Origin of the sequence: Nonomuraea sp. NPDC059194, from assembly GCF_042754765.1 — a bacterium.
Lineage (GTDB): Bacteria > Actinomycetota > Actinomycetes > Streptosporangiales > Streptosporangiaceae > Nonomuraea.
In genome coordinates this window covers 313689-335256 of sequence record NZ_JBHZBH010000004.1, presented here as the reverse complement: position 1 = coordinate 335256, position 21568 = coordinate 313689, and the positions used below count along the sequence as shown (strand labels likewise).

The window sequence follows — 21568 nt, the reverse complement described above, 5'->3', positions numbered from 1 at the left end:
CGTGGACGCGCACCTCAGCACCACCCCGGCCAGAGCCCGCACCGACGTGCCGGCCGACCAGCCCGCCCGCGCGGAGCCTCCCATCGCCCTGGCCACCGTCCGCCGCCTCGGCCTCGCGCTCACCGCGGGGACCGTCGCGTGGGCGACGAGCATCTACCTGTACGGCACCGTCAACGACGGCTTCGAGGGGCGTGTCGGAGATCTGACCGGTCTGGCGTTCCAGCTCGGCGTGTTCGCCCTGCTGACCGTCCAGTACCGCACCATGGCCACGGGCGTCACCCGGGCCTCCCGGATCATGCTCAAGGTCGAGGCCGTGCTGCTCGGGCTGGCGAGCGCCTGGTCGCTGCTGCACGGCGTGCTGCCCGAAACGGTCCAGGACGACACGTGGCTGGCCGTCCTGGACGTCTTCTGGCCGCTGTCCATGCTCGGCATGTTCGTGATCGGCGTGAAGCTCGCCGTGGCCGGCCGCTGGCGCGGCCTGCTGCGCTGGTGGCCCCTGGTCGCCGAGAGCTGGGCCCCGGTGACGGTCCCGCTGTTCGCCGTGGCCAGCGAGGAGGCCGGCCGCTGGGTCGGGGCCACCCACCTGCTCATCGGGTACGCCACCCTCGGCATCCTGCTCGCCCGGCACCCCGAGTGGGCACTCAGCACCGGTCCGGCGCGGCTTTCGCGGCCCACGACCTGAGTGGCTCGTCTGCTGCCATCAGGCCCCCGCCGCCCGAGCAGGAAGTGCTGAGCGAGAGGCGCCGGCAGCTATGGTGCGGGCTGGGAGCGGGCGACGGCTTGGGTGAGAGTGGCGACGTGCTCGGCGAGCGCCGTGGCCAGGGCAGGTGGGTTTCTGATGGTGAAAGGCCAAGGCAGGCCGGTAAGGATGCGCGCCATGGCCGGCAGGTCTTCTGCTCCGCAGACCAGAAGCACGCCGCCGTCGGGACAGGGACGCAGGTCGCCGAAGGTGACCGGCAGGTGGTCGCGGGCGGTCTGCAGGTCGGTGTCGAGCCACACCTCAGTGCGGTGGGTCCAGGCGCCGAGCGTCAACGTGTGCAGGACGTGGGTCACAGGGTCGAATCCCTCAGGCGGGGTGAACCGGCCGGGCAGTTCGGCGGCGCCACTGATCCTGTCCAGGCGGTACATGCGGACGGCGTCGCGCAGGTGGTCGTGTCCGACGAGGTACCAGCGGCGTGCATGCACGACGAGCCCGTACGGGTCCACCTCGCGTGCGCCGCGGGTGTGCTGGATCCGTACGGTGTGGCGCGCATGGACGGCTGCGGCCAGCGCCAGGATCAGGTGCGGTTCGGGGGTCAGCGGACCTGCCGTCGCGGAGGTGGCGCTGATCAGCGCGCTGACGCGCCGGCGCAGCGGTGCGGGCAGGACACGGTTGAGCTTGACCAGCGCCCGGTCGGCCGGGCCGGGCTCGCCCGCCCGCTGATCCTTGCCGGTGGCCAACGCGACCGCGACGGCGACCGCTTCGTCATCGGCGAGCATCAGGGGCGGCAGGCGTACGCCGCGGGCGAGCCGGTAGCCGCCGTGACGTCCCCGGACCGACTCGACGGGGATGTCCATGTCGCGCAGGGCGGTGACGTACCGGCGGACGGCGCGGGCGTCGACGCCCAGCCGCCGGGTCAGTTCGCCGGCGGGCACCAGGCCGCGGTCTTGGAGGATCTCCAGCAGTGCCAGGACACGGGTCGCCGGACGGGACACGATCACGATTCTAATGAGGGCAGAAAACGTCCACAATCCTTCCTAGCCTTGCGCCGCAGGAGATCGACGAAAGGAGTCGGCTGGTGTCGACCATCGTTCTTGTCGGCGGTTCGTTCCTTGGCGCGTGGGCATGGGAGCGGGTCACGCCGTTGCTCACCGCCTACGGCCACCAGGTGCATCCGCTGACGCTCACCGGTTTCGGTGATCGCGCGCATCTGGGCTCGCCGGCCACGACGCTCACCACGCACGCCCGCGACATCACGAACGCGATCGAGTACGCCGGACTGACCGAGGTGGTGCTCGTGGCGCACTCCTACGGCGGAGCCCCGGCCACGATCGCCGCCAACACGATTCCTGAACGGATCGCCCGCGTGGTCTACCTCGCCGCGCTCCTGCCCGAGCCGGGCAAGAGCCTGTTCGACATCACTCCCGCGCCCGTCGTCGAGGCGATCATGCAGACCGTGCAGGACGGGCGGATCCCCGTGATGAGCGACGAGATCATCGACGCCGGTTTCGGCGAGCACGGCCTCACCTCTGAGGACCGTGCCTGGCTGCGGGCGCGTGGCGTCGGCCAGCCCATCGGCACCTACCAGGATCCGGCACCGGCCGACCTCATTGCGGTGCAGAGGCTGCCCCGCGCCTACATCGCCTGCGCGGGTGACCCGGGCGGCCCGCCGCGCCTGCCGGACCTCGGCCTGATCAGGTTGGCGGCCGGACACTGGCCGATGATCACCGAGCCGGCGAAGCTGGCCCGGGTGCTGGACGAGGCGGCCCGGTCATGATGCGGCCATACCGAGTGAGTATTCCGCAGGAGAGCCTGGACGACCTGACCGCCCGGCTGGCCAGGACCCGCTTCACCCACCCGCTGGCCGGCCGCGGGCTCGGCGTGCCCGTCGACCGCGTCCAGCAACTGGTGCAGTATTGGCGCGACGGCTACGACTGGCGCGCCTGGGAACGGCGGATCAACGCTCATCCCCAGTTCACGACCGAGCTCGACGGAATCGACGTGCACTTCCTGCACATCCGTTCGACCCGGCCGGACGCCTTGCCGCTCATCCTTACGCACGGCTGGCCCATGTCGGTCGTGGAGTATCTGCCGCTGATCGAGCGACTGAGCGACGCCTTCCACCTCGTCATCCCCTCGGTGCCCGGCTTCGGGTTCTCCGCCGTGCCGCGAGAGCCGGGCTGGAACCGCCGCAGGGTCGCCGCGGCGTGGGCGGAGCTGATGCGCCGGCTGGGCTACGAGCGTTACGGCGTGCACGGCAACGACGTCGGCTCTCTGATCTCCATCGAGCTCGGACGCCTGGATCCGCACCGCATCGTTGGGGTGCACGTCACCCAGATCTTCTCCCTGCCCTCCGGCGATCCAGCCGAGCGCGCCCTGCTGCAGCCGGAAGACCTGGCGAAACTGGCCGCGCTGGAACGCTTCATGACCGACAGGAGCGCCTACCTCAGCCTCCAGTCCACCCAGCCGCAGACCCTCGCGCACGCGCTCGCCGACTCCCCGGCCGGTCAGCTCGCCTGGAACCTGCAGCTCTTCAGCGACTCGGTGAGCGACGACTACATCCTCACCAACGCCACGATCTACTGGCTGACCGACACCGCCGGCAGTTCCGCTCTGATCGGCTATCACGGAAACCGGCCGCCGACCGAGCCGTCATCCTTCCCCTTGGGCCTGGCGCACTTCGCCGACGACTTCTTCCCCTCCATCCGCCCGCTCGCCGAACGCGACCACAGCGCCGTCGCGCACTGGAACGAGTACGGCAAAGGCGGGCACCATGCCGCGCAGGAGCAACCGCAACTCCTCGCCGACGACATCCGCACGTTCTTCGCCGCCCGCCGATGACATCGCCAGGGACGCTCGCGCCGGCAGCAGCGTGCCCGAGGCGTCGGCGGCCACGGTGGCGGACCTGGTCAAGCGCGGAGTTGATGGTCGACGCATTGCGAGCCGCCGCCCGCGAGCTCTACCAGGTCATCGCCAAGAATGATCAAGACCTCGCCGCTTGACGTCAATACGAGCGTCCTGAGTGGGTGTAGAGCCTGGTCACGACCTCCTCGAGGCTCTCGTCGGGAGCGGTGGCCATCAGGTCGTCGAGTGAGCCGTCGAAGGTCAGCCTGCCGTGGTCGATCAGCATCACTCTGCGGCACAGGCGCTCGATGTCGCCGAGGTCGTGCGTGGTCAGCAGGACCGTGGTGCCGCGCTCGGCGTTCACCCGCCGCAGGAACGCGCGGATGCTGTTCTTGCTGACCACGTCGAGCCCGATCGTGGGCTCGTCCAGCACCAGCACGTCCGGCGCGTGCAGCAGCGCGGCGGTCAGGTCGCCGCGCATGCGCTGGCCGAGACTGAGCTGGCGCACCGGCGTGCGCATGAACGCGGCCAGGTCGAGGGTCTCGACCAGCTCGTCGAGCCGCTCGGCGAACACCTTGCGATCTACTTTGTAAAGGAGCCGGATCAGGTCGAAGCTGTCCCTGAGCGGCAGGTCCCACCACAGCGTCGTCCGCTGCCCGAACACCACGCCGATCCGCCTGGCCAGCGTCGTCCTCTTCCGCGACGGATCGAGGCCCGCGACGCGGACCCTGCCCGAGGTCGGGGTGAGGATCCCGCACAGCATCTTGATCGTGGTCGACTTGCCCGCGCCGTTCGGGCCGAGGTAGCCGACGAACTCTCCAGGCGCCACCCTGAAGGACAGCTCCTGTACGGCGTGCACGACCGTCCGCTTGACCTTGAACGAGCGCCCCGCGCGCTCCAGTTCGATCATTGCTAACTCCCCGTCGATCGGTAGCGGCGAATGCCCTGACGCCAGGCGAAGGCGGCCAGCAGGGCCAGAAGCAGGGCCGCGACGGGCCCGAGGAAGCGCAGGAACCCCGGCGTCCCGAAGGGGTCGTCCTTGCCCAGGACGTACAGGCCCGGCTGCCAGTTGATGAAGGCGAGCGGCAGCACGTAGGTCACGCCGCGCACCAGGTCGCGCCCGTAGACGCTGAAGGGGTACTGGGTGAGCTGGCCGCCTCCGTAGGTGAAGGCGTTGACCACCTCGGGGGCGTCGGTGAGCACGAACTGCACGGCCCCGGCCAGGGTCCACAGTGAGGCGAAGATGACGATCGCGGTGGCGATCATCACGGGGATCATCCAGGCGCGCTCCCACGGCACGTCGATGCCGGTCAGGGCCACGGCCAGGACCACGACGGCCTGCAGCACGCGGCCGATCCTGGTGGGGGTGAACCTGTCGACGGCGGCCTGCACCCAGGCCGAGGCCGGTCGGACGAGCATCGTGTCGAACGTGCCCGCCTTGATGTGCTGGCTGATCTTGTCGAGGTTGCCGACGCACATGTCGACCAGGGAGAAGGCGGTGTTGGCCGCGCCGTACAGGAAGAGGACCTCGTCGCGGGTGAAGCCGGCCAGCGCGGTGGTGTTGGCGAAGACGACCAGGATCACCGCGACGTCCACGGCCGCCATCAGGAAGCCGAAGGCGACCATGAGCGCGAAGGAGACGGGGTAGGCGGCCGCGGCGCGGGTCCAGGTCCACGCCAGCATGGCGTAGGTCCTAACCACCCTGGATCACCACCTTGTGCCTGATCGCCCGGGTGCCGGCCGCGCCGAGAGCGAGCAGCGCGGCGGCCCAGAGGGCCTGGAAGAGCACGGCGTCGAGGACGTCTGTCGTGCCGAGGTAGACGTCGGCGGGCACCTGCACCATCGCTGCCCAGGGCAGCGCGGCGGCCAGGTCGCCGAGCCAGCCGGGGAAGATCGTCAGGGGCAGCATCATGCCGCTGAAGAACGTGGTGAGGACCAGCGACACGGTGACGACGCCGCGGTCGTCGGTGAGCCAGCACACCGACAGCGCCACCAGGTAGCGCCAGGCGAAGCTGACCAGCACGCCGAGGGCGAAGCTGACGGCGAAGGCCGCCCACTGCCCGGCGCCGGACGGCACGACGATGCCGAACAGCAGCGCGCCGATGATCGTGGGCGGGATGCCGCGGACGAGGAAGAGGTAGCCGGCCCTGCCGAGGTCCTCCGACAGGGCCCAGGCCTGCAGGGAGGCGGGGCGGACGAGGTCGAGGGCGATGTCGCCGGTGCGGATGCGTTCGGGAATGGTCAGGCCGCCGCCGAACAGCTGCATCGGGCCGATGAAGGCCTGGGTGATGAAGCAGAACGTGACGGCGTCGATCACGTCGTAGCCGGCCAGGCCCGGTCTGGCCTGCCAGAGCGCGATCAGGACGTAGGCGCGCAGGATGCCGAAGACGCTGTTGGTGAAAGCGCCCGCGATCGCGGCCCACACGTAGGTGGCGTGTTTGCGGAAGCCGAGCCGGACGAGCCGGAGATAGAGAGGAATGCGTCACCTCCGCTGAGTGATGGCATGGCGACAGCCCGTGACCGAGGGGCGGCACGGGTGTTCGGAGCGGTAATTATCCGCTCAGGGATCATCGGTCAGCAAGGCGATAAAGACGGTAGAACGATGCTCTGGAGGGAATTACCTAAGTGTGCGGCACGAGATCGACCTGGACGTCGTCCCCGACTATCCGTTCAGCTGGCAGTCCCGCGCGCTCAACGGCCTGCTGCGCGGCACCCTGAAGCCCGCCTCCAGCCTGTTCCTGCGCCACCCCCTGGCCATCACGGCCTGCTCCCGTCTCGGCGAGCTGACCAGGCTCGTCCCGATGCGACCGCCGAGCCACGTCGGAATCGTCCCGCACCGGGCGGGGGAGTGGGTGCGGGCGGGGCAGGGCCTCGACGAGCGCAAGGCGCTGTTGTACTTCCACGGCGGCGGCTACTTCAGCTGCTCGCCCGCCACCCATCGGCCGATCACGTGGCGGCTGTCGGTGGTGGCCCGCCGTCCCGTCTTCGCCCTCGACTACCGGCAGGGCCCCGTCCACTCCCTGGCCGAGTCGTTGCAGGACGCGCTCGACGCCTACGGCGAGCTCATCGAGCGCGGCCACGACCCGGCCGACATCCTGTTCGCGGGCGATTCCGCGGGCGGCCACCTCACGCTGGCCACGCTGCTGGCGCTGCGCGACCGGGAGCTGCCGCTGCCGGCCGCGGCGATCTGCCTGTCGCCGTGGACGGACCTGAGCGACACCCCACGCACGGCCAACCGCTGGCAGGACCCGATGCTGCCGGTCGGGCGGGTCGAATGGCTGGCCAAGCGGTGGACGTCGGGTCTCGATCCGCGCGACCCGCTCGTCTCGCCGGTCTTCGGCGACTACACGGGCCTGCCGCCGTTGATGATCGTCACCGGCTCCACGGAGGTGCTGCGCGACGAGGGCCGCAGGGTGGCGTTGCGGGCCCGGGCGGCGGGCGTGCCGGTGACCTACGAGGACTGGCCGCGCATGCCGCATGTCTTCGCCATCCTGGCCGACGTGCTGCCCGAGGCCAGGCTGGTCTACCGGCACATGGCTCGCTTCCTGGCCGCCGTACGCGCCTCGGGTGAGGAATCTTCTCTCGCGGCCTGACGTTCCAGCTGTAGGTTAGGTTCGCCTAACTACATCTGGAGGGTTTCATGTCGGAGCATCGGGGCGTCGTGCTGAGGACCGAGCGGATCACCCCGCACATGGTGCGGGTGGTGGTCGGCGGCGAGGGGCTGCGCGACTTCGCCACGGAAGGGCTGACCGACCACTACGTGAAGCTGGTCTTCCCCTGTGAGGGCGTGCAGTACCCGACGCCGTTCACCGTGGCGAGCTGCCGGGAGAGCCTGCCGCGCGAGCAGTGGCCGAAGCTGCGCACCTACACCGTGCGGGCCTGGGACGCGGCGGCCAGGGAGCTGACGCTCGACTTCGTCGTCCACGGCGACGAGGGGCTGGCCGGCCCGTGGGCCGCGGCCGCGCGGCCCGGCGACGTCATCCACCTGCTCGGCCCCGGCGGCGGCTACGCGCCGAGCCCGGAGGCCGACTGGCATCTGCTCGTCGGTGACGAGAGCGCTCTTCCCGCGATCGCCGCCTCCGTCGAGGCGCTGGCGCCGGGCGCCAAGACGCACGTCTTCATCGAGGTCGAAGGCCCCGAGGAGGAGCAGAAGCTCGACGTGCCCGTGGTGTACGTGCACCGCGAGGGCGCCCCGCGCGGCGGCAAGCTCGTCGAGGCGGTGCGCGGCCTCGACTTCCCCGAGGGCAGGGTGCACGCGTTCGTCCACGGGGAGGCCGCCTTCGTCAAGGAGCTGCGCGGCTTCCTGCGCGTGGACAAGCAGATCCCGCTCGACCAGCTGTCGATCTCCGGCTACTGGCGGCTCGGCGTCGACGACGAGGGCTGGCGCGCGGTGAAGAAGGACTGGAACCGTCAGGTCGAGGTCGAGGAGAGCGCCGCCCTCGACGGGTGAGCCCCTTCTTCACCTGAAACCCCAGGTACCTCACTTCTTTCTCACTCCTGCGGAAGATTCGCCTTACCTTCGATACCCCTTGTGACAGTCCCGGAGAAATGCCTCACCCGCTCCGGTCACAGTGTGCTGTGGCCGTGTCCCAGAGCGAGAGGCGACCCGGATGGCACGTGGTTCGAGCGGAATGCCACCAGGCGTGCGACCGCTGACGGTGGGCGACCCGGTGATCATCGGCAGGTACCTGCTGCTCGGCCGCCTGGGCACCGGCGGGATGGGCGTGGTCTACCTGGCCGAGCAGCCGCGCGGCGGGCTCGTGGCGCTGAAGACCCCGCACGCCGTCCACCTGCGCGACGCCACGCTGCGCGCCAGGTTCGCCGAGGAGGTACGGCTCTCGCGCAGGGTGGTGCCGTTCTGCACGGCGGCCGTGATCGAGGACGGCACCGACCGGGACCGCCCCTACCTGGTCTGCGAGTACATCAAGGGTCCCGCGCTGTCGCAGGTCGTGGTCGCGCGCGGCCCGCTGACGCCCGACCTGGCCTACGGCGTGGCGCTCGGCGTGGCCGCCGCGCTGGTCGCCGTCCACGACGCGGGGCTGGTCCACCGCGACCTCAAACCCGGCAACGTGCTGCTGTCGCCGGACGGGCCGCGCGTCATCGACTTCGGCATCGCCCGCGACATCGACACCGCCGCCGCCCACACCCAGGCGGGGCAGGTGATGGGCAGCCCCGGCTGGGTGGCGCCCGAGCGGCTGACCGGCGGGCCCGCGCTGCCCGTCTCCGACGTGTTCGCCTGGGGGTGCCTGATCGCTTTCGCCGCCACCGGGCACCACCCGTTCGGCGCCGGCGAGGCCGACGTGCTGACCAGGCGCATCATGCTGGAACCCCCGCGCGTCGACGGCGTGCCCGCGCTGCTGCGGCCCGCGGTGGAGGCGGCGCTGGCCAAGGACCCGGCCGGCCGTCCCTCCTCGGCCGAGCTGCTGCGGGCCCTGCTGGCCGCGGGCGGCGTGGGCGATCCGTGGGACCTGCGCGAGGCGGTCGCCGGGGTGCTGTCGGAGATCTGGACGCCGGTGCCGTACCCGCCGGGCGGGGGCAGGGTGCGTCTGACGGACCCGCCGCGCGACGGCGCCGAGACCGAGGCGCCGAGGCCCGCCGCGCGCCGCCGCCGCGCCAGGGCGGGCGCGCAGTTGTCGCACGCCAGCTTCGCAGCGCTGGCGACGGTGTCGATCGCGGCGCTGACGGTCGCCGCGGCCGGCGGGGGAGCGGGGGTGCGGGCCGGCGGCACGGGGCTGCCCGAGCCCGTTCCGGTCGTCGTCCCGAACGGCACCGCCGCGTCCACGATCAATCCGGCCGCCACGCCGACGAGGTCCAGCGTCGAGCCGTTCCGCGCCGGGCCGTCGATCACCCCGACCGTCGTCGTCACCCACACCAGGACGGTCGAGCCCGCCCGGCTGCGTCCGACGCGCTCGAAGCTGGAGGAGCGGACCTGGCCCGAGCGCCGCGGCAGGGCGCCCGACCTGCCGGGCAACGGTGATCCGGGCGACTGCGTCAACCCCGCGAGCAGGAAGCGGGCGCGCGACTGCCCGCAGCCGTCCTCCAGCGTCACCACGATCCCGCAGGAGGGGCCGGGCGAGACGCCCGATCCCACGGCGTCGGCGTCCGTCACCCCCACCGACCCGGCGTCCCAGACGCCCACGGGGTCGTCATCGGGTTGACGGGCGACGTCGGGGGCGGGGGCGTCGCGGCTGGAGCGGCGTGATGGACGGGCGGTCAGCGGTGACCACGGTGGCCTTGACCCGGCGTGCCGTACAGAAGAAGAAGACGCCCCGGTCCCGCGGGCGCGCGGGGCCGGGGCGGTCGCCGGGGAACCCTCCCATGCCCATAGGAGGAAACGGCGAGTCTTTAGTGGAACTGCTCCTCTTCGGTGGAGCCCTTGAGGGCGGTCGTCGAGGAGTCGGGCGCGATCGCCGTGCTGACCAGGTCGAAGTAGCCGGTGCCGACCTCGCGCTGGTGCCTGGTGGCGGTGTAGCCGCGCTGCTCGGCCGCGAACTCGGCCTCCTGCAGCTCGACGTAGGCGGTCATGCCGTCGGCGGCGTAGCCGTGGGCCAGGTTGAACATCGAGTAGTTCAGCGAGTGGAAGCCCGCCAGCGTGATGAACTGGAACTTGTAGCCCATGTGCCCGAGCTCGCGCTGGAACTTGGCGATCGTGGAGTCGTCCAGGTGCTGCTTCCAGTTGAAGGAAGGCGAGCAGTTGTAGGCGAGCATCTGGTCCGGGTACTTCGCCTTGATCGCCTCGGCGAACTCGCGGGCCACGTCGAGGTCCGGCGTGGAGGTCTCCATCCACAGCAGGTCGGCGTAGGGAGCGTAGGACAGGCCGCGGTCGATGCAGGCCTCGACCCCGTTGCGGACCCGGTAGAAGCCCTCGGCGGTACGGTCACCGGTGACGAAGCGCTGGTCGCGGGGGTCCACGTCACTGGTCAGGAGCGTCGCGGCCTGTGCGTCGGTCCGCGCGATGATCAGTGAGGGGACTCCTGCCACGTCGGCGGCCAGGCGGGCGGCGTTGAGGGTCTTGATGTGCTGGCCGGTCGGGATCAGCACCTTGCCGCCGAGGTGGCCGCACTTCTTCTCCGAGGCGAGCTGGTCCTCCCAGTGCACGCCCGCGGCGCCTGCCGCGATCATGCCCTTCATCAGCTCGAAGGCGTTCAGCACGCCACCGAAGCCGGCCTCGGCGTCGGCCACGATCGGAGCGAGCCAGTGGGTCTCGTCCGACCCCTCCGACCAGGTGATCTGGTCGGCGCGCAGCAGGGCGTTGTTGATGCGGCGCACGACGGCGGGCACCGAGTTGGCCGGGTACAGCGACTGGTCGGGGTAGGTCTGCCCGCCGAGGTTCGCGTCCGCCGCCACCTGCCAGCCGGACAGGTAGATCGCCTTCAAACCGGCCTTCACCTGCTGCACGGCCTGGTTACCGGTCAGCGCGCCGAGCGCGTGCACGTAGTCCTCGGTGTGCAGCAGGTCCCACAGCCGCTCGGCGCCGAGCCTGGCCAGCGTGTGCTCCTCCTGCACGCTGCCGCGCAGCCTGACGACGTCTTCGGCGGTGTAGGTGCGTTCGGTGCCCTTCCAGCGGGGGTCGTTCTTCCAGGTGTGCCGCAGCTGCTCAGCCGCTCCCTTGAGGCGATCGTTCATTTTTCACTCCTTTGTCGTCCCCTGGGGTGCTTGCACTTGAGTGTCTGCCCGGGTGGAGCTGTCCTAGTAGGGGCAGGGGAGGAGAAGAATGCTGAAATTTCCGTTTCTGGGGATACTGGCCGGTATTCGATGCAGAAGAAATCGCGACTTTTCTCTATGGACTAGACCAATGGCCGTATGCGCCGCCGTGTCGCGGATCTTGGGCGTGGCGAGGCCCGGCTATAGAAAAAACATGATTCTTCCGCCTATGATGCGCACATGGCCCCCTTGCTCAGCGAAGAACCGCTTTCTTTGACGCAGGAGCTCGATCTCATCGCCTTCGGCCAGAGGCTGCGTCACCTGCGCAAACAACGCGGACTCACCCTGTCCGACCTGGGCGAGCGCGTCAGCAGGGCGCCCAGCCAGCTCTCCCTGCTGGAGAACGGCAAGCGCGAGCCCAAGCTGTCACTGCTGAAGTCACTGGCCACCGCGCTCAACGTGCCGATCGAGGAACTGCTGCGCCGCCAGCCGCCCAACCGCCGCGCCCAGCTCGAGATCGCGCTCGAAGAAGCCCAGCGCGACCCGCTCTACGCGGGGCTCGGCCTGCCGCGGCTGAAGGTCTCCGCCCGCGTGCCCAACGACGTCCTCGAACACATCCTCGGCCTGTACGGCGAGCTGCGCGCCAGGCAGGCCCGCGGCACCGCCACCCCCGAGGAGGCCAGGGCCGCCAACGCCGAACTCCGCCGCAGGCAGCGCGAACAGGGCAACTACTTCCCCGACATCGAGAAGGCCGCCGCCGAGGCGCTGGCCGCCGTCGGCTACCGCTCCGGCGCCCTGTCCCAGAGCACCGTCCAGGCGCTGGTGACCCACTTCGGCTACACCGTCCACACCGTGCAGGACCTGCCGCGCTCCGTGCGCTCCATCACCGACCTGCGCAACCGCCGCATCTACGTCAAACACGAGCAGCTCGGCATGCACACCCCCCGCACGATCCTGCTGCAGACCCTCGGCCACCTCGCCCTCGGCCACGGCAAGCCGCGCGACTTCGCCGACTTCCTGCTGCAGCGCACCGAGGCCAACTACTTCGCCGCCGCCGTCCTCGTGCCCGAGCGCACCGCCACCCAGTTCCTCCAGGAGGCCAAGCACGACCGCGCCCTGTCGGTGGAGGACCTGCGCGACGTCTTCGCCGTCTCCTACGAGATGGCCGCCCACCGCTTCACCAACCTGGCCACCCACCACCTCGACCTGGTCTGCCACTTCGTCCGCAACGACGCGGGCGGCACCATCTACAAGGCCTACGAGAACGACGGCATCGTCTTCCCCGCCGACGAGCAGGGCGCCATCGAGGGACAGCGCATGTGCCTGCAGTGGTCGGGCCGGCAGGTCTTCCAGTCACCCGACCGGTTCTCCGTCTTCTACCAGTACTCCGACTCGCCGACCGGCACCTACTTCTGCGTGGCGCACGTCGACCCGTCCCGCGAGCGCGACTTCGCGATCACGCTGGGCGTGCCGTACCGGGAATCGCGGTGGTTCCGCGGGCGCGAGACCACCAACAGGACACGCTCGAACTGCCCGAACGGCGACTGCTGCCGCCGCCCGCCCACCGAGCTGGCACAGCGCTGGGAGGGTTACGCGTGGCCGTCGGCGCGCGCCAACTCCCACGTGCTGGCCGCGCTTCCGCCCGGGTCGTTCCCCGGCGTGGACGAGGCCGACGTCTACACCTTCCTCGAACGGCACGCGACCCTGGGCTGACGCGCCTTCTTCTTGTACGGCCCGCCGTCCCTCTTGCCCTCTTGTGCCGCCCGCCGTCCTCGACAATGTGGGCGGGCGCCCCCGGGGCTGGGCTCGGTGTCCTCATCGACGTGGTGTGCGCGCGCATGGCTCAGGCGGCGTCGTGGAAGACCAGACCGAGAGTGTGCCGCGGGCCGCGCCGTACCGTGCTGACGCCGTGCCTGACCGGGGCTGTTTCGCCGGGCTGAGGGCTGTGTTCACTGGGCTCAGGGGCTGGCCGGGCTCAGGCGAACAGCGGCTGCAGGGCGCTTTCATGGGTCAGCAGGTACCGCTTGCGTTCCACGCCGCCCGCGTATCCGGTCAGCGACCCGTTCGCGCCGATCACCCGGTGGCACGGCCTGACGATCAGCAGCGGGTTGGCGCCGATCGCCCCTCCGACCGCGTGGTGGCTCTGCTCTTTGACGTGCTCTCCGCCATGAATGACGGAGATTCCTGTGCTGCTTACGCAGCAGCTCGCGGCGCGGATGCGGGCGAAACTATGGGACAGGATGCTTGACGCTTCACGGACCCGCCTACCGGCGAGTCTCCACGTCCTGTGACCGCCCGTCCGGCGGCAGAGTTGTACCGGTGGAGCTGGTTTCTGGCGGCGTTGGTATCGGCGTTGCCGATCCAGCCGCACGCCGGGTTCTTGCACGCGAACCGTGACTGTGTTTCGCGTGAGCCGGGGATGGTGGTGTGACAGCGGTGGCATTCCTGGGAGGTGCCGTGCGGTGCGACCTTCTCGACTTGGCCGCACCGGTCGGCGCTCTTGTAGGTGAGGAAGTCCACCGTGCGGCCCCAGGCTTCCCCGGCGATGGCCCGGTTCAGGCCCCGCTTCTGGGCGACGTTCTTGCCCGGTTCCTCGATCGTCCCGGACGCCGATGCCATCATGTTGCCGATGTTCAGGTCCTCCACCACGATCACGCTGAATCGTCGCGCGAGATCGGTGGTGGTCTGGTGCTGCCAGTCGAGGGCTCGGCGCTTGGCTGTCGCGCGGAGTTTCGCGATCTGGTCGTAGGTGCGCTTCTCCCGGTTGGAGGGCGGGGTGCCCCTCTTGCGGGTGGCGCGCTGGCGGGCAGACTTACGTTCCAGCCGCAGGAGCCGGGCCGCTTCGCTGTCGGTGAGCCACTGGTCATGCTTGAGGTGCTCACCGGTGGAAAGCGCGAGGGGGACCGCGATGCCCCGGTCAATACCGATCTCCGGCCCGGCGTGCGGGGCGGGGGCGGGGGCGGGGGCGGGCAGTTCGGCACGGAAGACGATGTGCCAGCCCAGCGCGTCCTTGACCAGTCGCGCCCCAGTGATCCGCCCTTGCGGGCCACCCTTGGTCACGCCGGGCAGGTTTTTGGTCCACCGGAACCTCACCCGGCCGACCTTGGGCAGGTTCACCGAGCCCCACCGCCGGTTGATCCGGATGATGTTCAGGTCCCGCGCCTGGGGGACATCGATCGCCATCCGGGACCGGAACCGGGCCTTGAAGGCAGGCCGCTCGGCGGGGTGATCGGGGTTGAAGAAGTTTGCCCACGCCTGCCGGTAGGTCTTCAGTACCGCCTGGGCGGCTTGGGCGGGCAGGCCGCCCAGCCAGTCGATCTCGCGGCGTGCGGTCCGGATCGCCTCATCGCACTGCTTGAGTGAGGCGAGCCGGTCCGGACGGAAGGTCGTGTACTCGTGGAGCAGGTTCCACAGGGCGCGCGCGGTGTGCGCCTGGGCGTCCAAGGCGGCGGACTGCCGCTTGTCCAGGTCCAGGCGCGCGACGTGCGCACGCACCCGCTTCACCGTCTCCACATCGCGATTGTATCGTTTGGTTTATGTCACCGCGATGGAATACCAATCCCGATGTGCGCATGGGACGCCACGTCGTTTACCACCTTCATGCGCATTTGGTTTTCGTCACCAAGTACCGTCGTGGAGCGTTCACCGACGCGATGCTGGTGCGCTGCGAGGAAATCATGCGAGAGGTGTGCGCCGACTTCGAGGTCGAGCTACGCGAGTTCAACGGCGAGCACGACCACGTCCACCTGCTCGTCCACTACCCGCCGAAAGTCGCCCTGTCCAAGCTGGTCAACTCCCTCAAGGGCGTCTCGGCCCGCTACCTGCGCCAGGAATACGACGCACACGTGCGCGAGCATCTGTGGGGCGGGCACTTCTGGTCCGGGTCCTACTTCGCCGGATCGGTGGGCGGCGCACCCATCTCGGTCCTGCGCCAGTACATCGAGCAGCAAACCCGACCTGTTTAGAGCACGCTCAGGCGCCAGAGCGCCTTCTCGCGTGGGCCTTCACCCTCCGGCGTAGACGCCGGAGCACTGGCCCACATCTCGGTAGAACACCGGAGGCGCGCAAACGGTTGGCGGTTTTCGGACCTCGCGCTGAGCCGCCCTACCGGACGCCATTGCAGCGCCCTTCGCCATGCAGCGCCCTTCGCCATGCGGGGTCCTTCTCCGGGCGGGGCCCGCTCGTCACCTGGAGTCCCTTGCCGGGCGGGGCCGTTTGCCCGCCATACCGGGTCCGTTGCGAGGCGGGGCCGCGTGGCATGGGGTCCTTTGCCGCGCGGGCCCTTGACGTGCGCGCTCTGTTGCCGACGTGGGAATCCTTTGCTGAGCGGGGATCGCGTACCCGTCGTCTGGCCGTCCCGCCCAGGGACTCTAAGCTGATGACCGGTGACAATGACGGGGGAGGGGCTTGTGCTGCCTGAGGTAGAGGCGTGGCTGCGGAGCCGTACGTCCTCGGTCGCCGACTGGCCGCTCGACGCCCTCCTGGAACGCAAGGGCGGCACCACCATCAGCGTCGTCCTCCCCGCCCGCGACGAACGCGAGACCGTCGGCGAGATCGTCGGGATGATCAGGCGAGAACTGCACGCCCTGGTGGACGAGATCGTCGTGATCGACTCCCGTTCGACCGACGACACCGCGGCTGTGGCGGGCAGGGCGGGCGCCGCCGTCCACGCCCAGGACGAGATCCTCCCCGACCTCAAACCCCTCGACGGCAAGGGCGAGGCGCTCTGGAAGTCGCTGGCGGTGACGTCAGGCGACCTGCTGACGTTCATCGACGCCGACCTGCGCGACTTCCGCGCCTCGATGGTCACCGGCCTGCTGGGCCCGCTGCTGTCCGACCCGTCCGTCGTCTACGTCAAGGGCAGCTACGACCGTCCCCTGCTCGGCGCTCCCACCGGCGGCGGCAGGGTGACCGAACTGGTCGCCCGTCCCCTCATCAACCTCCACTGGCCCGAGCTGGCGGGTTTCGTCCAGCCGCTGGCCGGAGAGTACGCGGGCCGCCGCTCCGCACTCGAACGCGTCCCTTTCCTCACCGGCTACGGCGTCGAACTCGGCCTGCTGCTCGACCTGCACGACCTCGCCGGTCTCGACGCCCTGGCCCAGGTCGACCTCGGTTCCCGTGAACACTCCCACCAATCCACCGAGGCCCTCGGCGGCATGGCCGGCCAGATCATGCTGGCCGCCTGGTCCCGCCTGGAACGCCAGGGCAAGATGATCCCCATGCACGAGCCCTCGGTACGGCTGGCACAGTTCCACCGCACGGAGGTGGGCCACCAGGTGCGGACGAGAAACGTCTCGGTCGGCGAACGCCCCCCGATGATCACCGTGACCACCTGACGGCCACCGCCCCCTCCCGCCCCCTCACGTCTCATGTCCCGGCGGCTCCGCCGTGATCACGCTCAGCCCTTCCCGGTGTCGCCGCCCTAATCACGGCCCGCCCGGATGGTGACGGCCGGTGTGGCCACGCCTGCCCTTGCTGGTGGCGGCTGCGTGGCCATGCCTGCCCCTCCCGGTGGCGATCGCGGGCCCATGCACAATCCTTCCGTCGCACAGCGGGCCTCGCTCTCCCGGAATCACACCCGCCGACGGCGACCCTGTCGCGCGACGATCCAGCCCACCAAGATCGGCGTCACACACAGGGCGGCGGCCAGGTGGTGCGGGGTCTGTCGAGTGGCGGCGGGTCGCCTGGCGCAGTGTCGCCCGCTTGGCGGCGGCGAGTGGGACGGCGTTCCTCGCTCGAAGGCGGCCAGGGGTGGCGTCCGTTGCGTGGCGGCGGGCCGTACAGAATGGGCGCATGAGCAGATGGAGTGACCTGACCGGTGGAAACCTGGGCAAAACCTACGACGGCCGGTTCGCCGCGCTGGCCGCCAGTGGTGCCGACGTTCATGGAGAGGCCCGTTTCTGCGCCGCCCTCGTCCCGCCTGGGTCGCGGGTCCTGGACGCGGGGTGCGGCACGGGCAGGGTGGCGATCTGGCTGGCCGAGCAGGGCTACGACGTGGTGGGCGTCGACCTGGACTCGTCGATGCTCGCCGTCGCCAAGGACCGCGCTCCCCACCTGACCTGGATCGAGTCCGATCTCGCCGCCCTCGACCTCGAGCCGATCTTCGACCTCGTCGTCGCGGCAGGCAACGTGATCCCGCTGCTCGCCGAGGGCACCGAGCCACAGACCATCCGGAACCTCGCGAACACGCTGGCGCCAGATGGCGTGCTGGTGGCCGGGTTCGGACTCGACGCCATGCATCTGCCGGTCCGGCCGACCTTCACCTTGGACGAATACGATGCCTGGTGCGAGGCCGCCGGGCTGCGGCTGGACGAGCGCTTCGCCACCTGGGACGGCGTGCCGTACGAGAACGGGGGCTACGCGGTCAGCGTCCACCGCCGCTGACGTCGGGCGGCTGCCCGATGAGATCAGGCGGCTGCCGGATGGGGTCAGGCGACCGCCCGGTCAGGCACCACACGGTCAGGCGACCGCCCGGTCAGGCACCACACGGTCAGGCGACCGCCCGGTCTGGCGCCGTCTGGTTAGGGGACCGCGAGGTCAGGCCGCCACACGGTCAGACGACCGCCAGGCAGACGATCGCCCACTCGGACGATTGCCCGGTCGGATGACTGTCCGGTCGGGCACCCCCCGCCTGGGCAGGGAAGCGCCGGGTCAGGCGCCGCCTTTGAGTGCAGCGGCGACAAAGGCGGCGGTCTGGTCTCGCCCCGCCTCCGCGTCATCCACGGCATCTCCCAGGAAGATGCGCCCGAGCTGCGTCATCATCGACGGCCACAACGCCAGCCCCGTGAGCGTGAACAGCAGCCGCGCCACCTCCGGCGAGGCTTTTCTGCCCAACCCCGCGGCCAGCGACTCGGTCTTCTGGCCGCAGCGCTCCACCCGCGCGTCGAAGCCCGGCAGTTCGGGGCCGCGGAAGTTCAGCGCCTCCCACATCAGCAGCCGCACCAGGTCGGGGTGCTCGCGGTAGTAGTCGGTCAGCTTGGCCACGTACTCGACCGGATCACTGGGCAGCGCGATCCGCTCGGTAAGGTCGTTGAGCGCGTCACCGACCACGGCGTCGAACAAGTCCACCTTGGTGCCGAAGTGACCGTAGATGCGCTCCTTGTTGACGCCCGCCCGTGCGGCGATACGGTCAACGCGCGCTCCTGCCAGGCCGTGCGCGGCGAACTCCTCTCGCGCGGCCTTCAGCAGGGCGGCGCGGGTGGCGGCGGTCGAGTCCTTCGTTGCCATGTCCCGCATCCTACCTCGACCAACTGGTTGGTTGGCTTGTTGCGCAACAGGCGCTCGACCTCGGCGAACGTCGCGGAATCCGACCGTCCCTCCGTCGTCGGCGCATGGGGCCGGGATCGACCGCCCGCGTGGTGGCGGCTCCGCCGTACCGAAGAGTAGAGTCAATCGGTGTTACCACCGGTAACGCGCCCGGAAATATCATTATGTGAGCGGAGTAGTGGTATGAGCGGCTTCTGTCCAGAACCCAGCGCCGACGTGCTCGACGTGCGCGACTGGGTCCACGCGTTCGCCCGGGACGTCATCCGCCCTGCCGGTGCCGAATGGGACGAACGCGAACAGACTCCCTGGCCCGTCATCCAGGAAGCCGCCAGGATCGGCCTGTACTCCCTCGACTTCTTCGCCACCCAATGGTTCGAGGAAAGCGGCCTGGCCCTGCCCGTGGCGTTCGAGGAGATCTTCTGGGGCGACGCGGGGATCGGCCTGTCGATCGTCGGCACCGGACTGGCCGCCGCCGCCCTCTCCTCGGGCGGCACGCCGGAACAGATGGGGGAGTGGCTGCCTCAGATGTTCGGTACGGAGAACGACGTCAAGCTCGGCGCCTTCTGCGCGTCCGAGCCCGAGGCCGGTTCCGACGTCGGCGCGATCCGCACGCGTGCCGTACGGGATCCATCGGGTGACTGGGTCCTGAACGGCGTCAAGACCTGGGCCACCAACGGCGGCATCGCCAACGTGCACGTCGTCGTCGCCACGGTCGACCCGGCCCTCGGCACGCGCGGCCAGGCCTCGTTCATCATCCCGCCGGGCACGCCTGGCCTGTCGATGGGGCAGAAGTTCCGCAAACACGGCATCCGTGCCTCGCACACCGCCGAGGTCGTCCTCGACAACGTCCGCGTTCCCGCCTCGTGCCTGCTCGGCGGCCAGGACAAGCTCGACGCCCGCCTTGCGCGCGTCCGCAACGGCGAGCGAGCGGGCGAGCAGGCCGCCATGCGCACGTTCGAGACGACCCGCCCGTCCGTCGCCGCCATGGCCGTCGGGATCGCCCGCGCGGGTTACGAATACGCCCGCGACTACGCCCGTGAACGCGAGCAGTTCGGCCGCAAGATCGGTGAGAACCAGGCCATCGCGTTCCTGCTCGCGGACATGGCGACCCGCGTCGACATGGCCCGGTTGATGACGTGGCGCGCGGCGTGGATGGCTCGCAACGGCAGGCAGTTCGAGCGCGCGGAGGGCTCGATGTGCAAACTGGTGGCGGGCGAGACGGCGGTGTGGGTGACGGAACAGGCGATCCAGGTGCTGGGCGGGGCGGGATACACGCGCGAGCACCCGGTGGAGCGCTTCCACCGCGACGCCAAGATCTACACCATCTTCGAGGGCACGTCGGAGATCCAGCGGTTGATCATTGGGCGGGCGGTCACCGGCCTGCAGGTTCGCTGAAAAGTCAACGCCGGTGCCGACACCGCGTTCCGGGTGGCCACTCGTTCACCGTCACCCACACCGACGGATTCCCGGTCGTGCCGGTGCAGGCGGACACGGTGCTGATCGGAGCGCTACGACGTGCTTGCCACGTTGAAGGACGGGTTGTTCGCTGAAGGAAGGGGCGGCCGGGCCTTCGCTGTGGTGCGGACCGGTCCGGGCGCCGCCCCCGCCCCCACCGTCACGGTGCCCGAACTGTCCGGTCGGCGGCCTGCCCTCGCCGATCTCGCCGCGGCGCCCGCGGTCGATCTCCCCGTCCGGACTCCGGCGCGTACCGTCGACCTGTTCCTCGGTATGGGACCGCTGCGCATGACCTGGAGTCTGGGTACCACGCCCAGCGGCACGACCGCAGATGTCCGGGTGCGCGTGGAAGCCGGTGAGCGAAGCCGGTCGAGATGCATCAACGCGACGCCCATCTGGCATCCGATGCACGTGCACGGTCACACCTTCCGAGGGCAGGGGTCCCCGCGAGGACACCGTGATCGTGCGGCCCAACGAGACCGTCACTCCGACAACCTGGGGGCGTGGATGATGCACTGCCACAACCTCTACCACAGCGAGCTCGGCATGATTGGCCACGGTGGGCTGTGGAGCCGCTCCGGCTGACCAAGATCGATACAGGGATCCCGCTCTGGCGTTGATCGCAGTACTATTCAACGAGGGTTGATGAGAGGCCTGATGGACGCTGAATCCGCTCCCCCCGGCGTGGACCCGACGGTGCCGAACGCCGCACGTATGTACGACTACTTTCTCGGTGGCAAGGACCACTTCCAAGCCGACCGTGACCTGGCCGAGCTCGTTCTCAGCGTGCTGCCGGAGACCAAAGTGGGCACACGCGAGAACCGCAAGGTGATCGGCCGGTTCGTGGAGTATCTGGTCCAGCAGGGCGTGCGGCAGTTCCTCGATCTCGGATCGGGACTGCCCGCCCAGCAGAACGTGCACGAGGTGGCTCTCCGGCTGGCTCCTGAGACCCGGGTGGTGTACATCGACCGTGATCCGGTCGTGTGCGCCCACGGCCGGGCGCTGCTGGCCGAGCCGGAACGGGTGGCCATGGTTCAGGGCGATGCCGCCCGGCCGTCGGAGATCCTCAGCCATCCAGAGGTGACCAAGCTGCTGGACTTCGAGCAGCCGGTGGCGGTGCTGATGATGTTCATTCTCCATCTGGTGCCCGACAGCGACGATCCGCAGGGGTTCGTGGCCGCTTACCGCGAAGCGCTGGCGCCGGGCAGCTACCTGGCCCTGTCCCATGTGGGTAGCGATGCGGCTCCGGAGCGAGTGGCCCAGGTGAGCAAGCTCTACGGGCAGGCCAACGCGCCATTTTGCCCGCGCACAGGCACCGAGATCGGCCGCTTCTTCGGTGATCTTGAGCTTGTGCCCCCCGGCCTGGTCACCGGGGACATGGAGGATGTCGGCTGGCCGTTCGCCGATCCCGAGACGCAGCCTTTCGTGGATCGGGAGATGGCGCGCATGGCTTATCTGGGCATCGCGCGGAAGACGTGAACCTCGGCGGGCCTTCAGGGCCTGGACGCGTTCGAGGTCTGACCGGCTGTCCCTCCAGGTCGTCGGCCATCTTGGCGACGGCCTGGAGGTACTCGGCGCCATAGGTATCGGCGAACGGCTTGACCGCGCCTGTTCTCGGCGTTCCAGATCTCCGCCACAGCCTTTCTTGGCGCCCAGGGT

20 protein-coding genes and 2 pseudogenes are annotated in these 21568 nt (G+C 69.9%); 13 read left to right on the top strand and 9 right to left on the bottom strand.

The annotated features are described in order from the left end of the window. Position 1: 1 nt before the first annotated feature. Positions 2-682 carry a hypothetical protein gene (locus ACFXJ8_RS08855; protein ID WP_379643245.1) on the top strand — a complete coding sequence of 227 codons (681 nt, stop codon included), beginning with the start codon at positions 2-4 and terminating at the stop codon, positions 680-682. Between the two features lie 68 nt (positions 683-750). On the opposite strand, the gene ACFXJ8_RS08850 is transcribed toward ACFXJ8_RS08855, so the two are convergent. Then, positions 751-1695, bottom strand: a complete 945-nt coding sequence (locus tag ACFXJ8_RS08850; protein ID WP_379643244.1) for a helix-turn-helix transcriptional regulator — start codon at positions 1693-1695, stop codon at positions 751-753. An 83-nt stretch (positions 1696-1778) separates the two neighbouring features. On the opposite strand from ACFXJ8_RS08850, the gene ACFXJ8_RS08845 reads away from it, so the two are divergent. After that, positions 1779-2477: an alpha/beta fold hydrolase gene (locus ACFXJ8_RS08845; protein ID WP_379643243.1), complete on the top strand. Its 699-nt coding sequence runs from the start codon at positions 1779-1781 to the stop codon at positions 2475-2477. After that, positions 2474-3541, top strand: coding sequence for an epoxide hydrolase family protein (locus tag ACFXJ8_RS08840; RefSeq protein WP_379643242.1), 1068 nt, complete (start codon positions 2474-2476; stop codon positions 3539-3541). Before ACFXJ8_RS08845 ends, ACFXJ8_RS08840 begins: the two co-directional genes overlap by 4 nt. A 163-nt stretch (positions 3542-3704) precedes the next feature. On the opposite strand, the gene ACFXJ8_RS08835 is transcribed toward ACFXJ8_RS08840, so the two are convergent. The 3 genes from ACFXJ8_RS08835 to ACFXJ8_RS08825 are packed head-to-tail and all read right to left on the bottom strand — an operon-like array spanning position 3705 to position 5969. Continuing rightward, positions 3705-4454 carry an ATP-binding cassette domain-containing protein gene (locus ACFXJ8_RS08835; RefSeq protein ID WP_379643241.1) on the bottom strand — a complete coding sequence of 250 codons (750 nt, stop codon included), beginning with the start codon at positions 4452-4454 and terminating at the stop codon, positions 3705-3707. A 2-nt stretch (positions 4455-4456) separates the two neighbouring features. Beyond that, complete coding sequence (locus ACFXJ8_RS08830) at positions 4457-5245, bottom strand: ABC transporter permease (RefSeq protein ID WP_379643240.1); 789 nt, start codon at positions 5243-5245, stop codon at positions 4457-4459. After that, positions 5238-5969 (bottom strand): ABC transporter permease, encoded by a 732-nt coding sequence (locus ACFXJ8_RS08825; RefSeq protein WP_379643239.1) that lies wholly within the window; start codon positions 5967-5969, stop codon positions 5238-5240. Before ACFXJ8_RS08825 ends, ACFXJ8_RS08830 begins: the two co-directional genes overlap by 8 nt. A gap of 202 nt (positions 5970-6171) precedes the next feature. Here ACFXJ8_RS08825 and ACFXJ8_RS08820 point away from each other — a divergent pair, with 202 nt between their 5' ends. The 3 genes from ACFXJ8_RS08820 (at position 6172) to ACFXJ8_RS08810 (ending at position 9702) form a co-directional block, all read left to right on the top strand. Continuing rightward, positions 6172-7137: an alpha/beta hydrolase gene (locus ACFXJ8_RS08820; protein ID WP_379643238.1), complete on the top strand. Its 966-nt coding sequence runs from the start codon at positions 6172-6174 to the stop codon at positions 7135-7137. A 47-nt stretch (positions 7138-7184) separates the two neighbouring features. Then, the gene (locus ACFXJ8_RS08815; RefSeq protein ID WP_379643237.1) at positions 7185-7994 is read left to right on the top strand and encodes a siderophore-interacting protein; all 810 of its coding nucleotides are present in this window, start codon (positions 7185-7187) and stop codon (positions 7992-7994) included. Between the two features lie 193 nt (positions 7995-8187). Beyond that, positions 8188-9702, top strand: a complete 1515-nt coding sequence (locus tag ACFXJ8_RS08810; RefSeq protein WP_379643236.1) for a protein kinase — start codon at positions 8188-8190, stop codon at positions 9700-9702. A gap of 187 nt (positions 9703-9889) precedes the next feature. On the opposite strand, the gene aceA is transcribed toward ACFXJ8_RS08810, so the two are convergent. After that, positions 9890-11170, bottom strand: coding sequence for an isocitrate lyase (aceA, locus tag ACFXJ8_RS08805; protein WP_379643235.1), 1281 nt, complete (start codon positions 11168-11170; stop codon positions 9890-9892). A 258-nt stretch (positions 11171-11428) separates the two neighbouring features. Here aceA and ACFXJ8_RS08800 point away from each other — a divergent pair, with 258 nt between their 5' ends. Continuing rightward, positions 11429-12901, top strand: a complete 1473-nt coding sequence (locus ACFXJ8_RS08800) for a helix-turn-helix domain-containing protein (protein ID WP_379643234.1) — start codon at positions 11429-11431, stop codon at positions 12899-12901. Positions 12902-13031: 130 nt separating this feature from the next. On the opposite strand, the pseudogene ACFXJ8_RS08795 reads toward ACFXJ8_RS08800, so the two are convergent. From ACFXJ8_RS08795 to ACFXJ8_RS08785, 3 genes and pseudogenes are all read right to left on the bottom strand, one after another. Further along, a pseudogene (locus ACFXJ8_RS08795) lies at positions 13032-13103 on the bottom strand (2OG-Fe(II) oxygenase); the annotation flags it as partial. Between the two features lie 60 nt (positions 13104-13163). Next, a pseudogene (locus ACFXJ8_RS08790) lies at positions 13164-13337 on the bottom strand (methylated-DNA--[protein]-cysteine S-methyltransferase); the annotation flags it as partial. Between the two features lie 44 nt (positions 13338-13381). Next, complete coding sequence (locus ACFXJ8_RS08785; RefSeq protein WP_379643233.1) at positions 13382-14701, bottom strand: RNA-guided endonuclease InsQ/TnpB family protein; 1320 nt, start codon at positions 14699-14701, stop codon at positions 13382-13384. A 23-nt stretch (positions 14702-14724) separates the two neighbouring features. Between ACFXJ8_RS08785 and tnpA the strand changes: the two genes are divergently transcribed. The 3 genes from tnpA to ACFXJ8_RS08770 all read left to right on the top strand — a co-directional run bounded on the left by tnpA (position 14725) and on the right by ACFXJ8_RS08770 (position 17572). Beyond that, positions 14725-15153 (top strand): IS200/IS605 family transposase, encoded by a 429-nt coding sequence (gene tnpA, locus ACFXJ8_RS08780; RefSeq protein ID WP_379643232.1) that lies wholly within the window; start codon positions 14725-14727, stop codon positions 15151-15153. A 444-nt stretch (positions 15154-15597) separates the two neighbouring features. Next, complete coding sequence (locus tag ACFXJ8_RS08775; RefSeq protein WP_379643231.1) at positions 15598-16524, top strand: glucosyl-3-phosphoglycerate synthase; 927 nt, start codon at positions 15598-15600, stop codon at positions 16522-16524. Positions 16525-16981: 457 nt separating this feature from the next. Next, a complete protein-coding gene (locus ACFXJ8_RS08770; protein WP_379643230.1) occupies positions 16982-17572 on the top strand; it encodes a class I SAM-dependent methyltransferase in 591 nt (196 codons plus the stop codon). Positions 17573-17839: 267 nt separating this feature from the next. On the opposite strand, the gene ACFXJ8_RS08765 is transcribed toward ACFXJ8_RS08770, so the two are convergent. Then, entirely contained in the window at positions 17840-18415 is a 576-nt protein-coding gene (locus tag ACFXJ8_RS08765; protein ID WP_379643229.1) for a TetR family transcriptional regulator, read from the bottom strand. A gap of 222 nt (positions 18416-18637) precedes the next feature. Between ACFXJ8_RS08765 and ACFXJ8_RS08760 the strand changes: the two genes are divergently transcribed. From ACFXJ8_RS08760 to ACFXJ8_RS08750, 3 genes are all read left to right on the top strand, one after another. Beyond that, complete coding sequence (locus ACFXJ8_RS08760; RefSeq protein ID WP_379643228.1) at positions 18638-19849, top strand: acyl-CoA dehydrogenase family protein; 1212 nt, start codon at positions 18638-18640, stop codon at positions 19847-19849. A 333-nt stretch (positions 19850-20182) separates the two neighbouring features. Then, positions 20183-20494: a multicopper oxidase domain-containing protein gene (locus tag ACFXJ8_RS08755; RefSeq protein WP_379643278.1), complete on the top strand. Its 312-nt coding sequence runs from the start codon at positions 20183-20185 to the stop codon at positions 20492-20494. A gap of 72 nt (positions 20495-20566) precedes the next feature. Further along, a complete protein-coding gene (locus ACFXJ8_RS08750) occupies positions 20567-21388 on the top strand; it encodes an SAM-dependent methyltransferase (protein WP_379643227.1) in 822 nt (273 codons plus the stop codon). Positions 21389-21568 lie beyond the last annotated feature (180 nt).

Coding starts and splice junctions, on each gene's coding strand:
- ACFXJ8_RS08840 (WP_379643242.1), top strand. CDS start 2,474: ATGATGCGGCCATACCGAGTGAGTATTCCGCAGGAGAGCCTGGACGAC.
- ACFXJ8_RS08835 (WP_379643241.1), bottom strand. CDS start 4,454: ATGATCGAACTGGAGCGCGCGGGGCGCTCGTTCAAGGTCAAGCGGACG.
- ACFXJ8_RS08815 (WP_379643237.1), top strand. CDS start 7,185: ATGTCGGAGCATCGGGGCGTCGTGCTGAGGACCGAGCGGATCACCCCG.
- aceA (WP_379643235.1), bottom strand. CDS start 11,170: ATGAACGATCGCCTCAAGGGAGCGGCTGAGCAGCTGCGGCACACCTGG.
- ACFXJ8_RS08800 (WP_379643234.1), top strand. CDS start 11,429: ATGGCCCCCTTGCTCAGCGAAGAACCGCTTTCTTTGACGCAGGAGCTC.
- tnpA (WP_379643232.1), top strand. CDS start 14,725: ATGTCACCGCGATGGAATACCAATCCCGATGTGCGCATGGGACGCCAC.
- ACFXJ8_RS08770 (WP_379643230.1), top strand. CDS start 16,982: ATGAGCAGATGGAGTGACCTGACCGGTGGAAACCTGGGCAAAACCTAC.
- ACFXJ8_RS08765 (WP_379643229.1), bottom strand. CDS start 18,415: ATGGCAACGAAGGACTCGACCGCCGCCACCCGCGCCGCCCTGCTGAAG.
- ACFXJ8_RS08760 (WP_379643228.1), top strand. CDS start 18,638: ATGAGCGGCTTCTGTCCAGAACCCAGCGCCGACGTGCTCGACGTGCGC.
- ACFXJ8_RS08755 (WP_379643278.1), top strand. CDS start 20,183: ATGGGACCGCTGCGCATGACCTGGAGTCTGGGTACCACGCCCAGCGGC.
- ACFXJ8_RS08750 (WP_379643227.1), top strand. CDS start 20,567: ATGGACGCTGAATCCGCTCCCCCCGGCGTGGACCCGACGGTGCCGAAC.